A 14,764-nucleotide genomic window follows, 5' to 3' on the forward strand; every position below is an offset into this window, starting at 1 on the left:
GCAAAGGCGGAAGGCAAGACAAAAGGGGGCGGCACCTGTCGGCCCGTAAAGCCAGTCTGCACATGGGGTTGGTGCGGCACGGAGCGGCTTCGCCGCCGTGCCGCGTATGGCGCGAGGCCCGCGCCAATGCAGGCATGTCCGCGTGCTTCGCACGACAGGACACGCCAGAGCTTGCAGGGAGCACAGCCATGAGCGACCGCCGCGATGACGATTTTCGCGTGCGCCCCAGCGCCCCGAAGAACCGGGGCAAGGGCCAAGGGCAGAGCTTCGTTTCCAAGGTGCTCAAGCAGACGGGCAAGGCCAGCAGCGGCAAGTCCACAGTGCGCCGTCCTGGCTCGGCGGGCGGCACCGGCCAACGGCCCGGATCGCGCCTGGGGCGCGGCCATACGGCGGCGCGCTTTGCGGGCGCGAAGCTGACGCCGATGTCCCGGCGCGTGACCATCAAGACGCTGCTGGTGAATCACCAGCGGGCCAGCCCGCAGTCGCTTGCCAAGCACCTGCGCTACATCGAGCGCGATGGCGTGGGTCGCGACGGCGAGCCGGGCCAAGCCTATGGGCCGCAGACAGACATGGCCGACCTCGACGCCTTCAAGGAACGCTGCGCCGACGACCGGCACCATTTCCGCTTCATCCTCTCGCCCGAGGATTGCGTGGAGCTGGAAGACCTGCGCACCTACACGCGGCACCTCATGGGCCGCATGGAGGCCGACTTGGGCACGGGCCTCGACTGGGTGGCCGTGAACCACTGGAACACCGACAACCCGCACACGCACATCGTCGTGCGCGGGCGCGACGACACGGGCAAAGACCTCATCATCGCGGGCGACTACATCGCCGATGGCTTCCGCCACCGCGCCGCCGAGCTGGCGACCGAATGGCTGGGGCCGCGCACCGAGCTGGAGATCCAGCAGACCTTGCAGCGCGAGGTGGAGCAAGAGCGGTGGACGAGCCTGGATCGCACCCTCAAACGAGAAATGGGCGAGGCCGGCGGCGATGGCCTGGTGCATACCGAACGGCTTAACGCCCCCCCCTTGCAGCGCCGGCGCCTGCTGCTGATCGGCCGCCTGCAACGCTTGCAGCGCCTGGGCCTGGCCGACGAGACGCGGCCGGGCACCTGGGCCGTCCATGCCGATGCAGAGAAGACCCTGTGCGCCCTGGGCGAGCGCGGCGACATCATCCGCACGATGCAGCGGGCCATGCGCGGCGAGCCGCGCGAGATGGCGGTGTTCGAGCCAGGCGACGATGGCCGAACCATCCTCGGGCGCGTGGCTGCGAAGGGACTGGCCGACGAACTGCACGACCGGGGCTATCTGGTCATCGACGGCGTGGACGGCAAGGCCCACTACGTCGCGCTCAACGCCCGCGACGAGCTGGCGAACTATCCGACCGGGGCCGTAGTGGAGGTGAAGGGTTCGGCCGACGTGCGCGCGGCCGACAGGAACATCGCCGCGCTGGCGAGCGATGGCTTGTACCGCACCGACCACCACCTCGCCATCGCGCAGGGCCAGGCCGTACCGGGCCGCGACCCGCAGGAAGTTGTGGCGGCCCATGTCCGCCGCCTGGAAGCCCTGCGCCGGGCGGGCATCGTGGAGCGTGTGGCGGAAGGGCTATGGAAGGTGCCGGGCGACCTGCCCGAGCAGGGCCGCCGCTACGACGCGCAACGCCTGGGCGGCGTGGCCGTGGAGCTGAAATCGCATTTGCCCATCGAGTGGCAGGCACGCGTGATCGGGGCCACCTGGCTCGACCAGCAGTTGATCGGCGGCGGCTCGGGCCTGGGCGACCTGGGCTTTGGCGCGGAGGCCAAGCAGGCGATGCAGCAGCGCGCCGACTTCCTGGCCGAACAGGGTCTGGCCGAGCGGCGCGGGCAGCGTGTGATCCTGGCGCGCAACCTGCTGGGCACGCTGCGCAACCGGGAACTGGCGCAGGCCGCGAAGGACATTGCCGGCGAAACCGGCCTGGAGCATCGCCCGGTGGCCGACGGGCAGCGCGTGGCCGGCATCTACCGCCGCAGCGTCATGCTCGCCAGTGGGCGCTACGCGATGCTGGACGATGGCATGGGATTCAGCCTGGTGCCCTGGAAACCGGTAATTGAACAGCGCCTGGGGCAGCCGCTTGCGGCCATAGTGCGCGGTAGCGGGGTATGTTGGGAGATCGGGCGTAAACGCGGGCCTGCTATCGTTTGAGACGATGGACAAAACGTTTTTTCCATTCGATACCGAAGGCCTGCAATGTTCCGATCAAGAAAGCATCGAGCGCGCACGGAGGTCATCCGCTCGTTCTGCACTTGACTAAATTATTCGATTAAATATAGTTCGATCGTACGAACATGTTTAGAATCTGACATGACCAAGACTTCGAGGCACCCATGAATCGCTTGACTACCTATGCGCTCGGCCGCCATGGCCATGTGCCGTCGGTCTGGGAGGCTGGCACGCAGAGCACAGGCAGGGGCACGCAGGCGTGCAGGGTGGCTGTGCTGTCTAGCTGCATATTTCTGCTCGCTGCCTGCACGGATGGCTCAAGCTCGCCTCGATCCGCATCCAAGCCGATGCCTGCGGATGTTGTCGTGGTACGGCAGGCACGATGGCCTGTTACCAACGATGTGACTGGCAGCGTCGTCTCTGATGGACGCATCGACGTGGCTTCGCGCGTGACCGGATTCATTCGCCAACTCGATGTTCGCGAGGGCCAGGCGGTCAGGCGCGGCGACCTGCTGTTGCGCATCGACGCCTCTGACATCGACGCGGCCATCGCGCAGGCACGCGCCGGCGTGCAGGCCGCCCAGGAGGCTTGGCGGGATGCGCAGCACGACGTGAACCAGAACGCGCAACTGGTGCCGGCTGGCGCGATCTCGGCCGATGCGCTGCGCAAGTCCAGGGTGCGGGAGGAAACCACCCGCGCGGCGCTGGAACAAGCGCAGTCGGCGTTGGCGGCGGCACAGGCGCAACGCAACTACGTGACCATCACCAGTCCGGTGGATGGCGTGGTCGTCTCGGTGGCCCGGCGCAGCGGCGAGATGGCCGCTCCCGGCGCGCCGCTGATGACGGTGGAGTCGCGTGAGGTCTTGCTGTTCAAGGCGTTCGTGCCCGAGCGCAGCCTGGCGGCAGTCAAGGCCGGCGACTCGATTCCCGTGCGCATCGACGCGCTGGGCGATGAGCGGCTCAAGGGACGGGTCCGGGGTGTTGTGCCGTCGGGTGATGGCGTGACCCGCCGCTACGAGGTGGACATCGTGCTGCCGCGGGACGCGCGCCTGCTGCCGGGAATGTTCGGCCGCCTCGAAATCCTACTGGACGAGAAACGGGCCGTCACGGTGCCGCGTGCGGCCCTCGTTCGGCGCGGTGGCTTGGACGGCGTGTTCGTGCTGCAGGACGGTGTGGCGCGTTTTCGCTGGCTGCGCACCGGCCAGCGCCTGGGCGATGTGGTGGAGGTGAGCGCCGGCCTGTCGGACGGAGAAACCATTCTCGCCAGCGTCGCCGACACCGTCCATGACGGCATGCCGGTCCAGGCCGCCGGGGGCGCGCGATGACGCAGCAGCGCCTGAACTTCGCGGGTTTTCTCGCGAAGCACTTCATCACCTCCAAGCTCACGCTGGTTTTCATCATCGCCGTGGCGCTGATGGGCGTCGTGGCGGTGCTGCAGACCCCGCGCGAGGAAAACCCGCAGATCATCGTGCCCGCTGCCGCCGTGATGGTCGGCCTGCCGGGCGCCTCTGCCAGTGAGGTCGAGGCGCTGGTGGTCACGCCCCTCGAAGGCGTTCTGAGCGAACTGTCCGGCGTCGATCACATCGAGAGCACTTCCCGCAACTCGCAGGGAATCGTTCAGGTGCAATTCAAGGTCGGCGAATCGAAGGAGCAGTCACTGGTCAAGCTTTATGACCGCGTGATGGCCAGCCGCGCCTGGCTGCCTGCCGACGCCACGACGCCACTGGTGCAAAGCATCGACGCGGACGACGTGCCGATCGTCACTTTCACGCTGGCTTCGTCGAAATACGATGACTACGCGCTCAACCGCATGGCCGAACGCATGGCCGAGCGCCTGCGCAGTACCGAAAATGTCTCGGTGGTTTCCTTGCGCGGCGGGCAGCACCGCGAAATCACCATCGAACTGGACCCCGATCGCCTGCAGGCTTACGGCGTGACCCTGGGCCAAGCCCGAGCGGCCTTCCCAGCCAGCAACCTGACCTTGCCACTGCATCCCACCGTACGTGACGGTCAGGTACAAGCCATCAAGCTGGTTGCGGCCTACACTTCAGCCGAGGATGTGCGCAACCAGCTCGTCGCCGTGCGCGACAAGCGGCCGGTTTACGTGCGCGACGTGGCCACCGTTACCGACGGCCCGCCGTCGGAGCCGGCCACGGCCAGCCGCCTCTCTTTCGGCCCCGGCGATCCACGCTTTGGCACGGCCGATGCCACAGACCTGCCCGCCGTCACCATCGCTGTGGCCAAAAAGAAGGGCACCAATGCCGTGCTGGTCGCCAACGCAGTGATCGACCGCATGCAGCGCATGCAGGCCAGCTTCGTGCCCCAGGACATCCAGGTCGTGGTGACGCGCAACGACGGCCAGAAGGCCGACGACGCGGTCAACCTGCTGCTGGAACACCTGGCGATCGCCCTCGTCACCGTGGGCCTGGTGCTGATCCTCTTCCTAGGCTGGCGCGAGGCCTTGATCGTGATGATCACGGTGCCGTTGATCATGGGCATCACGCTGACGGCCAACCTGCTCGGCGGCGTCACCATCAACCGCGTCACGCTGTTCGCCCTGATCCTGGCACTGGGGCTGCTGGTGGACGCCGCCATCGTGGTCATCGAGAACATCCACCGCCACTACGCCAGCCGCAAACCGAAGGCAGACAAGCAGGCGGAAACCGTGCTGGCGACCAACGAGATCGGCAACGCCACCAATCTGGCCACCTTTGCGGTGATGCTGGTCTTCATCACCCTGCTGCTGGCCCTGACCGGCATGCCGCGCCAGTATTTTTTCCCGATAGCGGTCACCGTGCCTGTCGCCATGGCCGCCTCCATCGTGGTGGCCTACATCGTCGTGCCGTGGGCGTCCAATCGCTGGCTTCATCGCCACGAAGTCCTGCGGGAAGAATCATCATGGCCGGAAACCGAACACGGACAGCTTGTCCATGGTCACGGCACGCCGGGACGGATCGAGCGCCTCTACCTGCGCCTGTTCGGCCCTCTGCAGCAGCGCAGAAACGTGCGCATCGGCTTCGCTCTGGCGGTTCTGCTGCTGATGGCGGTTTCGCTGATGCAAGGCGGCTGGCAGTTCGTCCGCCCGGCGGGCGTGGGCGGGGCAGTGTCCGCGCTGGGCGTGCCGATCGGCTTTCTGCCCAAGGATGACCAGAACACCTTCAACGTGGTGGTTTCGATGCCGGAAACCACACCGGTGGAAGACACCGATCGCCTGGTGCGCCAAGTGACCGCGGTGCTGGCGCGGGAACCACACGTGCTCAACTACCAGACTTGGGTCGGCCAGGCAGGTGTGGCCGACTTCAGCGGTCTGTTCAAGGGTACCGCCGCGCGTGCCGGCAGCCACGTCGCGGAAATCCGCGTCAACCTCACCGACAAGCGTCACCGCAAGGAAAGCTCCATCGACGTCGTGCGCGAACTGCGCCCTCGAGTGGAAGCGGTCCGCGCTGCTTGGCCCGGTGCCGAGGTCGCGCTGGTGGAGCAGCCGCCGGGTCCGCCGCTGCGCTCGACCGTTTTGGCGGAAGTCTACGGCCCCGACGCCGAGGGGCTGCGCACGTTGTCGGCCCAGGTGCGCGAGGCCTTCGCACAAACCTACGACACCGTCGACATCACCGACACCGAACCGGAAGAGGTGCGGGAACACCGCATCGTGCCGGACAAGGACAAGGCCGCGCTCTCCGGCGTCTCGACTGCGCAGATTGCCGAGGCGCTGGCGCTGGTCTATGGCGGCACCACGCTCGGCCGCGCCCACGTACCGGACGAGAAACTGCCGGTATCGGTCAGGGCCTTCGTGCCGCGCCGCTTCGAGGTCGATCCCGCCCGGCTCGACCGGGTGTTCGTGGACAACGCCGCCGGCCGACCCGTGCCGCTGGCGGAGTTGGTCAAAGTGGTCCCCGCATCGGTCGATCGCCCCATCCTGCACCGCGACAACGAGAAGGTTACCTTCGTCGGCGCGGAGCTGTCGGACTCGGTGCCGCTGTACGCAGTGCTCGACCTGCAGCGGCGCCTGCATGGCATCACCGCGCCGGACGGACGCCCGCTGCGCACCGGCAACCTGCGCTTCAAGGAGGACGTGCCCGACACCATCGACGGCTACCAGTTGCTTTGGGGCGGCGAGATGCGCATGACGCTGGATGTGTACCGGGATCTCTCCCTCTCCCTCGGCGGCGCCTTGCTCATCATCTATTTCGCGCTGGTCGCCTACTACCGCTCGTTCATCGTTCCGCTGGTGGCCATGTCGGCCGTGCCGCTCGGCATCATCGGCATTTTTCCGGGGCATTGGCTGGTCGGCGTGGATTTCTCCGCCACATCCATGGTCGGCATCATCGCGCTGGCAGGCGTGGTGATCCGCAACTCGCTGCTGATCATCGACTTCATCCAGGACAACATCCGACGCGGCATGCCGCTGAGGGAGGCCGTGCGCGAGGCCGGCGCGGTGCGTCTGCGGCCGATCCTGCTGACCATGCTGGCGATCATCTTCGGCTCGGCCGTCATGGTGACCGACCCGGTCTTCGGGGGGCTGGCCGTCTCGCTGATCTTCGGCACGCTGGTCTCGACCGCGCTGACCGTGTTCGTCGTGCCGCTGCTCTATGAGCTGCATGCGAAGCGCCATACAGCCCCGGCGGCCACAGGAGCAGACCATGCATGAGAATGACCGCGGCACATCGTCCCCCCGCCGCCGCCAAGCCCGCGCAGGCCATGAGACCGGCCCATCGGCCCGCCATCGGCTCGTCGGCACGCTGGTGGTGCTGGCGGTGCTGAGCGGCTGCGCCTCGCTGGCGCCCGCGCTCGATCCCATCGCGCTCCCCGTCGCATCGAACTGGCGGACGCAGCCCGACACGCCGGGCGTTGCGGCAGCGGCCGACCTGGCGTGGCGCGCGTACTTCACCGACCCGGCCTTGCAGGCGCTGATCGAGACCGCGCTGGAAAACAACCGCGATCTGCGCGTGGCGCTGCTGCGCACCGAGGAGGCGAGCGCCGCCTTCCGCATCCAGCGTGCGCAGCAGGCGCCAATGGTTGGCGTGGGGGTGCAGCAGATACGCGCCGGCCTGCCCGATGGGCTACAGCCGCTGGCGGGCCGCTCGGTCCTGGAGGTCAACGCAGCCTCCGTGGGCATCAGCAGCTGGGAGCTGGACCTGTGGGGCCGCGTACGCAGCATGAAAACCGCCGCATTCGAGCAATGGCTGGCCACCGGTCAGGGCCACCGCGCCGTGGAATTGGCGCTGATCGCCCAGGTCGCCGATGCCTACCTGGGCCTGCGCGAACTCGACGAGCGCATCGCGCTGGCAAGGCGCACGGTGGAAAACCAGCAGTCGCTGGCGCAAATCTTCCAGAAACGCTTCGAGCTGGGCCATGGCTCCCGGCTGGAGCTGACCCAGGTGCGCACCCTGCTCAGCCAGGGCAAAGCCCTGCAGGTGCAGCTCGAATTGCAGCGCGAGCAGCAGCGCAATGCCCTGGCGCTGCTGCTCGGCAGCGAACCCCAATTGCCGCCGCCATCGGCCCCGATGGATGAAGCCCTGGTCATGCCCGAACTGGTGCACGGGCTGCCGTCGGACCTGCTGCTCAACCGCCCGGACATCCTGGCCGCCGAGCATGCACTGCGGGCGCGCCAGGCCAACATCGGTGCGGCGCGCGCCGCGTTCTTCCCACGCATCGCACTGACCGGCGGCGCCGGCACGGTCAGCACCAGCCTGAGCGACCTGTTCTCGTCGGGCACCCGGGCATGGTTGTTCCAGCCGACGATCGAACTGCCGATCTTCGATGCCGGCATGCGACAGGCCAATCTCGACGTCAGCGTCGTGCGGCGCGACATCGCCATTGCCGAATACGAGCGCGCCATCCAGGCAGCGTTTCGCGACGTTTCCGACGCCCTGGCCGCAAGGCAGAAGCTCGCCGAGCAACTCGCCGTGGCGCGCCAGGCCCACGCCGCGCAGACCGAGCGTTTGAAACTGGCGCGGATGCTGTTCGATGCCGGTTCGGCGGCGCACCTGGAGGTACTGGACGCCGAGCGCGACCTGCTTGCCTTCGCGCAGCAGCTGGTGCAGGTCCGCAAGGCGGCCTTGTCAAGCCAAATCGGGCTGTACGCGGCGCTGGGCGGCGGCACCAAGCAAGCCCCGAAAAGATGAGGAGGCGCCATGTTCTGGCAGGCACTGAGCGCGATGCGTGATCTACGGCGTTTGCACGAAATCGCCTCGATCCTGGTCCGTTACGGCTTTGGCGACATGGTGCGCCGGATAGGGCTGTCCAAAGCCCTGGAGCGGGCGGGGACGGCACTGCACTGGAGCGAAGCGGCAGACTTCGCCCACATGACGCCCCCCGAACGAGTGCGGCGGGCACTGGAGGAGATGGGGCCGACTTTCGTCAAACTCGGCCAGGTGCTCGCTACCCGGGTCGATCTGCTCGAACCCGAGTGGACCGCCGAATTCGGGAAATTGCAGGACAGTGCGCCGCCCGCCCCCTGGGCAGCCGTATACCAGCAGCTTAGCGAAGACCTCGGCGCGCCCCCCGAGGAAATCTTCGCGGCCTTTGATCCCGAGCCCTTGGCGGCCGCTTCCATTGCGCAGGTGCATCGGGCGCGTCTCGACGACGGCGGCGAAGTCGTGGTCAAGGTGCGCAGGCCCGGCATTCGGCACATTCTGGAAGCCGATCTGCGCTGGCTTGCACGCCTGGCCGAACTCGCCGAGACGGAGAGCGCGGAATGGCGCGTCCTGCATCCGCGCGAGATGGTGCGCCAGTTCGCACAGTCGCTGCGCAACGAACTCGATTTCGCTGACGAATGCCGCAACGCCGAACGCATCGCCGGGAACTTCACCGGCTATGCCGATCAGGATGCTCCCCCTGTCGTCCCGGGCAAGGTAAAGCCGGACGCGGATGGCGCACCTCCCATCATCGTCATTCCCCGCGTGTATTGGCAGTGGACCGGCGAGCGGGTCTGCGTACAGGAATTCATCGGTGGTATTTCCGGGCGCAGGCTTCAGGCCGTTGACCAGGCCGGCCTGGACCGCAAGGTGCTCGCACGGCGTGGTGCCAGTGCGGTATTGAAGATGATCGTCGAGGACGGGCTGTTTCACGCCGATCCCCATCCGGGCAACGTGTTCTATTTGCCGGGCAACCGTATCGCCTTCATCGACTTCGGCATGGTCGGCCGGCTGGCGGAGGAACGCCGCGACCAGTTGATCCGCCTGCTGCTGGGGCTGGTGAGGAACGACGCCGGCGGCGTCGCCGACGTCATGCTCGAATGGACGAGCGACGGCGTGGCAAATGAGCAGGATCTGTTGTTGGAAGTCCGGTCTTTCATCGATCGCTACCACGGCGTGCCGCTGAAGCAACTGCGCTTGAGCGCCATGTTGTCCGACCTCGTGGCGATCCCGCGCCAGCATCACCTCGTCCTGCCCAACGATCTGTCCCTGCTGATCAAAGCCTTCGTCACACTGGAAGGCTTGGGTCGTGAACTCGATCCCGGCTTTGACATGGCCAACCATGCACTGCCGCTGCTGGAGCGTGCCATGTACGCGCGCTACTCCCCCGCAGCGCTGCTCAGACGGGGGCGGCGGGCGGCCGGTGACATCTTCTCGTTGCTGGCAGGCTTGCCCCAGGACCTCTCCCGGCTGCTGCGAGCCGCCCGCCGTGGCCGGCTGGAAGTGCACATCGACGTCACCCATCTGAGGCGGGTCGGCGATCAGCTAGATCGCGCCGTCAGCCGCCTGGCGATAAGCATCGTCACCGCCGCTCTGATCGTCGGCTCGGCCATCGTCATGACCGTCGAGCGCGAACCCTCCCTGCCGGGCCTGCCCTCTTTCGGACTGCTCGGTTTCATCGCTGCCGTCATTGGTGGCATCTGGGTGCTGGTCTCCATCTGGCGTGGTGGCAAGGGCGGAACATGATGCAGTTCGCTGATGGCAAAGATTCAAAGGGGTTCGTGCCAAAAATTGGTTTGGCGCTGGGCAGCGGCTCCGCGCGGGGGCTCGCGCACATCGGCGTGCTGCGGGCCGTCGAGGAAGCCGGCATCGAGATCGACTTCATCGCCGGCACCAGCATGGGCGCGCTGGTTGGCGCTGTTTACGCCGCTGGCAAGCTGGATGAACTCGAAGCGGTATTTCAGTCCTTCGACTGGAAGAAAACCGTTGCCTTTTTCGATGTTGTGCTGCCCAAGTCCGGGCTGCTGGACGGTGCCAAGGTCAGCGATCTGGTGCGTGAGTACGTGCAATCCGCGCGCATAGAGGAGCTGCCAAAACGGTTTGCCGCCGTGGCCACCGACATTGTTAGCGGCGAGGAACTCACCATAGCCAGCGGCGATGTCATTGATGCCGTGCGTGCCAGCATTTCCGTACCCGGTGTCTTCACACCAATACGAAGTAACGGCCGGATCTTGGTTGATGGAGGCCTTGTCAACCCGGTGCCGGTTGGCGTGGCGCGCGCTATGGGAGCCGACGTTGTCATCGCGGTTGATCTCAACCATGAGATCGTTTCCGGGAAGAACTTCAAGCCCGTATTGCCGCCAGGCCGACTGACGGAAAGGGGCGACTGGGTTGAGGGTTATCGGCAGGCAATTCAGTGGATCAAGGAGCGCATGCTTGCTCATGAAATTCCGGGTTCTGCCCAATTGGCCCGCTGGGCTTCGGTCGAAGAGCCGGCCCCCAACATCTTCGAAGTGCTGCTCGCGTCGATCAATGTGATGGAGACCCGCATCACGCAGGCCCGCCTCGAACTGGAAAAACCCGACATCCTCATCCAGCCGCCCCTGGGTCACATCCGCTTCCTCCAATTCGCCCGCGCCGAGGAAATCGTCGAGATCGGCTATCGCTGCGCAGCCGAGCAGTTGGCTCGCTGGGCAGAAACGTCAACCCATGGCTGACTCGCATCTCATGAGCTTTACCGAGACTGTAATGACCGGCGTCCGCGCCGCCGTGACGGGTACCCTGACCTGTGAGGCTGCGCCCGTGCAGCTTGCCGTGCGCCTGTTGCTGTCGGACCAGCAGATACCGATCCGGGCACTGGTGACTTGCAGCATCCATTCCGGGCAGCAGGGCATCAACGCCGGTACCGCGCTGGACCTGATCTACATCAGCTTGCAGCAATTGCATGCCCACGTCCATGCGGCGCGCGGCTCATCTGCGCTGCTCGGCAATGCGGCCACCGTGCTGGCGGGGGATTACCTGACCACAGGTGCCTTCCGCTTGCTGGTGCGTTGCGATGACCTTCAAGTCCTGGCCCTGGTTGCCGATGCGGTCAACCGGGCGGCTGAGTTGGAGGCCACCAACCTGAAGCATGTGCAGATCACAGGCGACGATCCAGCACAATGGTTGCGGACTCGTCAAAGATTGGCCGTGCCGCTGGGTGAGGCGGCTGGCGCCACAGGGGCCACTCTCGCAGGCTACTCTGATTCTCTAGCCAAAGTAGCGCGGCGCTACGGAGAAACCCTCGTTGCAAGTTGCGTGTTGTTGCAGGAAGCCGATGTCATGGACGACTTCGTGGCGCGCACGACCGTCCAACGTTCAGCACTCGACCTGTGCCGCCAAGCAATGCAGGGAGCACGGACCATCGCGACGGCCACAGGGAACGGCCATCCACTCGAACTCGCTGAACTGATCGCGGCAAGAATCAATGCGACGGGGCACCCCCCCGGGAACCACATGCCGGCATCCTGACCAATACCAAGTGAAACAAGAGAGTCCCATTTCATGAGAAAAGATCCCATTCACATGCTTGGCACCGCCGGTGCTGTCCATGTCCTTATCTGCTCACGGGCTACATGATCGGCAGCCTATGGCTCCTGCTTTTCATTCTGCGCAGCGGGAGAGGGCGATGAGCACCACCGGGAAGGTCGTCATCTTCTATTCCTCTATCGGATACGGACACATCTGTGCCGCACAATCCATTCGGGACGAGATAATGCGGCAATCTCCGGCGACCCCGGTACTGCTGCAGGATATCCGCGCCTTCATGCATCCTGTGTGGCGACGGGTCGATGAGCGCCTGTACTGGTTCGTCGCCAACCATCTGCCGGAGTGCTTCGAGAGCCTGTTCCGTGCGATGCAGACGCGCGGCAGCCGTGCGCCCTCGCTGTCGATGCTGCCCAACGATTATCCGGAAGAAAGCGTATTGGCCTACTTGACCGCACAGCGGCCGGATGCAGTTCTCGCCACCCATTACGGGGCCGCCCAGGTGTTGGGAACCTTGCGGGAGAAAGGGCTGCTGTCCGACACGAGAATCGGCTGGCTGCACACGGATTTTTTCGAGGGCTATTTCCCGCGCATCTCCAAGCGGATCGACCGTACCTTTCTTGCCCACCCGGAGTTGGAAACGCGCTGGCTGGCAGCAGGCGTTCCGGCCGACAAGGTCGTTACCAGCGGCATGCCGGTGCGGATTCCTGCGACATCCGCCGACGCCCGCCGCGCCACGCTCCAGGGCCTTGGGCTGTCGGCGGACGTGCCGACACTGCTGCTGACCGGCGGCAAGGAAGGGGTGGGCGACTATCCCGGGGTCATCGGCAGTGTCGTTCGCCACGGCCCGGGTCGTTTGCAGATCATCGCGGTGTGCGGCACGAATTCGGGGCAGCACGAAGTGCTCGCCGATCTGCAGGGAAAGCTGCCGGAGAGGGCGACACTGAAGCTTCTGGGGCTGCTGTCGCGCAGTGACATGGCGTCCTGCATGGCCGCCGCCGACATCCTGGTCACCAAGGCCGGCGGGATGACGCCGGCAGAGGCTTTTGCACTCGGGGTGCCGACCGTGCTGCTCGACGTGATCAGCGGCCACGAGCGCGAGAATGCAGCCCTGTTCCAGCGCCAGGGCCTGGCCAGGTTTGCGGCCAGCGCCGACGATGCGGGGAAGTTCGCGATGGAACTGCTGTGCGACCCCGCCCAGCGCGAGGCGATGCTGCGCGCCCAACGGGAGTTCCGGCAGAGCATCGACATCGCGAGCATCGTCCGGTTTGCGCTCGACGAAGGCTTCAGGCCGGCCCGCCCACTGCCCGACTTCGGCGTCGAGAACGGCGCGCCCGTCCAGGGCATCGGCCAGGCACTGGCGAAACTGGATGCCGAAGCGCCGGCAGAGGTCGAACTGCTGCTGTCCTATGCCACCTCGCAAACGCCGCAACGGGTCGTGCTCGAAAACCCGTTCGGGCATCTGGCCATCCGCATCAGCGGCATCGTCTACAGCGCGAACTACATCGCAGACCCGTCCGTCGATCCGAACTTCCTGCAGCACGTGAGCCTGCCGGATTACCTGTACGGCATCGATCGCCCGTCCCGTTCGCAAGTCCACACCAACACCTACGGCATGGCTTATGGCCGTGAGACGCTCGGGTTGCGGGTCCAGGGCATTCCCGCCGGGTGTCGTGCGGCGATGGTGGCCGAGGCGCACCGCATCGAAACCGGATTCCGCGACGCCAGCCTGCGCTGGAGCAGGAGCGATCTCAATTGCGCCGACGTGGTGGCGCGAATTCTCGCTGCCGGCGGCTACGACGACCGTTCCCTGTACGACCGGGCGGGCTTGCCGAGCATGCCGCTGGACCTGTTCGAGCGCATGCGGGCACGCTTCGAGGAAGACCCTGCTTTGCGGAAAGAACTGGTCGCCTACCGATTGCTGCCTGGAACGCAGGCAAGCTACCGTTTCTCCCGTTTCCCGCTGTCGATGGGACAGCCGCTGCGCTCGATGGCGCGCGTCCTGGGCGATGCGCAGCCAGACGCGCTCGAACAGGCGGTGGCCCGGCAGGTCACCAGTTACTTCGGCGACCGGCAGCTCTACGTGGAGGACCTGCGGGCATGCTGGCCCGCTTCGCCCGCCGCGGGCCGTCCCCACTTGGCGCTGGAACGGGCCATCCTCGCCGATCTGCGGCGCCTGCTCGCGGCCTACGTGAAGCTGCCGCTCACGCGGATCGAACGCCTGGGGAACCTTCCCGCCGCAGCGGCGTTCTACCGCCTCGTCGATCGCGGGATCGAACTTGCCCGACTCGCCACCGAGCATGCCGAGGATGATCCGCGCCCTCGCACCTATCGCCTGCGTGCGCTGTTCACCCAGCTCGTGGAAGCCTACGGGCGGATCAACCCGCAGCGCTTGGAGGCACGCCATGTGCAGGCCTACCTTGCGCGGCTTTGGGCGTTCGAGTCGGCGCTGGGGCGTGACGTGCCCCCGGGCACTTCGTCGGCGCTGCTGCATGTCTGGTGGCACAGAATGGCGGCGCTTGCTCGCCCCAGTGCGCGGTCGCACCCTCGCAGCAGGGAGACAAGTGGGTTCAGCGGCATGCGGGTTGATCCGGGCGAAGTCGAGCCCAGCGGCGATGCGCAAGAGCAAGACGCGCATGGTCTCGAAGCAGAACCGGCCACGCGCTTGACGCTTGGTGACATGGAAGAGCCCGTTCAGGGCTTCCACGAGGCCGCCAGCCCGGTGGGTCTGGGTCCAGGCGACGATGCCATCGAAGGAGTTTCGGATCAGCCAGGCGAAGTTCCTCATCGGCTTGATGACCCCTATGACCGTTGCCACCGATCACGGGGCTCCTGATTTTTCGCAGTTTCATTGCCATTGAAAAGCTCGTTCGTATGAACTATGTTCTTATCGGAACAATCGGA

At 66.0% G+C, this 14,764-nt stretch carries 7 protein-coding genes and 2 pseudogenes; 8 read left to right on the forward strand and 1 reads right to left on the reverse strand.

Translation table 11 applies throughout. The features are described from left to right. Positions 1–188: 188 nt before the first annotated feature. The 8 genes and pseudogenes from B9Y64_RS13585 to B9Y64_RS22575 all read left to right on the forward strand — a co-directional run. Entirely contained in the window at positions 189–2,183 is a 1,995-nt protein-coding gene (locus B9Y64_RS13585; protein WP_100441160.1) for a relaxase/mobilization nuclease domain-containing protein, read from the forward strand. Positions 2,184–2,548: 365 nt separating this feature from the next. Beyond that, a complete protein-coding gene (locus B9Y64_RS13590; RefSeq protein ID WP_237680520.1) occupies positions 2,549–3,526 on the forward strand; it encodes an efflux RND transporter periplasmic adaptor subunit in 978 nt (325 codons plus the stop codon). After that, positions 3,523–6,846, forward strand: a complete 3,324-nt coding sequence (locus tag B9Y64_RS13595; protein ID WP_100441162.1) for an efflux RND transporter permease subunit — start codon at positions 3,523–3,525, stop codon at positions 6,844–6,846. Before B9Y64_RS13590 ends, B9Y64_RS13595 begins: the two co-directional genes overlap by 4 nt. Before the next feature lie 97 nt (positions 6,847–6,943). After that, the gene (locus B9Y64_RS13600) at positions 6,944–8,323 is read left to right on the forward strand and encodes an efflux transporter outer membrane subunit (protein ID WP_238379898.1); all 1,380 of its coding nucleotides are present in this window, start codon (positions 6,944–6,946) and stop codon (positions 8,321–8,323) included. A 9-nt stretch (positions 8,324–8,332) separates the two neighbouring features. After that, positions 8,333–10,081: an ABC1 kinase family protein gene (locus B9Y64_RS13605; RefSeq protein ID WP_100441164.1), complete on the forward strand. Its 1,749-nt coding sequence runs from the start codon at positions 8,333–8,335 to the stop codon at positions 10,079–10,081. Then, entirely contained in the window at positions 10,078–11,052 is a 975-nt protein-coding gene (locus B9Y64_RS13610; RefSeq protein WP_100441165.1) for a patatin-like phospholipase family protein, read from the forward strand. Before B9Y64_RS13605 ends, B9Y64_RS13610 begins: the two co-directional genes overlap by 4 nt. Next, positions 11,045–11,845 carry a polyprenyl synthetase family protein gene (locus B9Y64_RS13615; RefSeq protein ID WP_100441166.1) on the forward strand — a complete coding sequence of 267 codons (801 nt, stop codon included), beginning with the start codon at positions 11,045–11,047 and terminating at the stop codon, positions 11,843–11,845. Before B9Y64_RS13610 ends, B9Y64_RS13615 begins: the two co-directional genes overlap by 8 nt. 157 nt (positions 11,846–12,002) lie before the next feature. Continuing rightward, a pseudogene (locus B9Y64_RS22575) lies at positions 12,003–12,989 on the forward strand (MGDG synthase family glycosyltransferase); the annotation flags it as partial. Between the two features lie 1,560 nt (positions 12,990–14,549). On the opposite strand, the pseudogene B9Y64_RS22580 reads toward B9Y64_RS22575, so the two are convergent. After that, positions 14,550–14,648 (reverse strand): annotated as a pseudogene (locus B9Y64_RS22580) (hypothetical protein); the annotation flags it as partial. Positions 14,649–14,764 lie beyond the last annotated feature (116 nt).

Origin of the sequence: Stenotrophomonas maltophilia, assembly GCF_002799245.1 — a bacterium.
Lineage (GTDB): Bacteria > Pseudomonadota > Gammaproteobacteria > Xanthomonadales > Xanthomonadaceae > Stenotrophomonas > Stenotrophomonas maltophilia_S.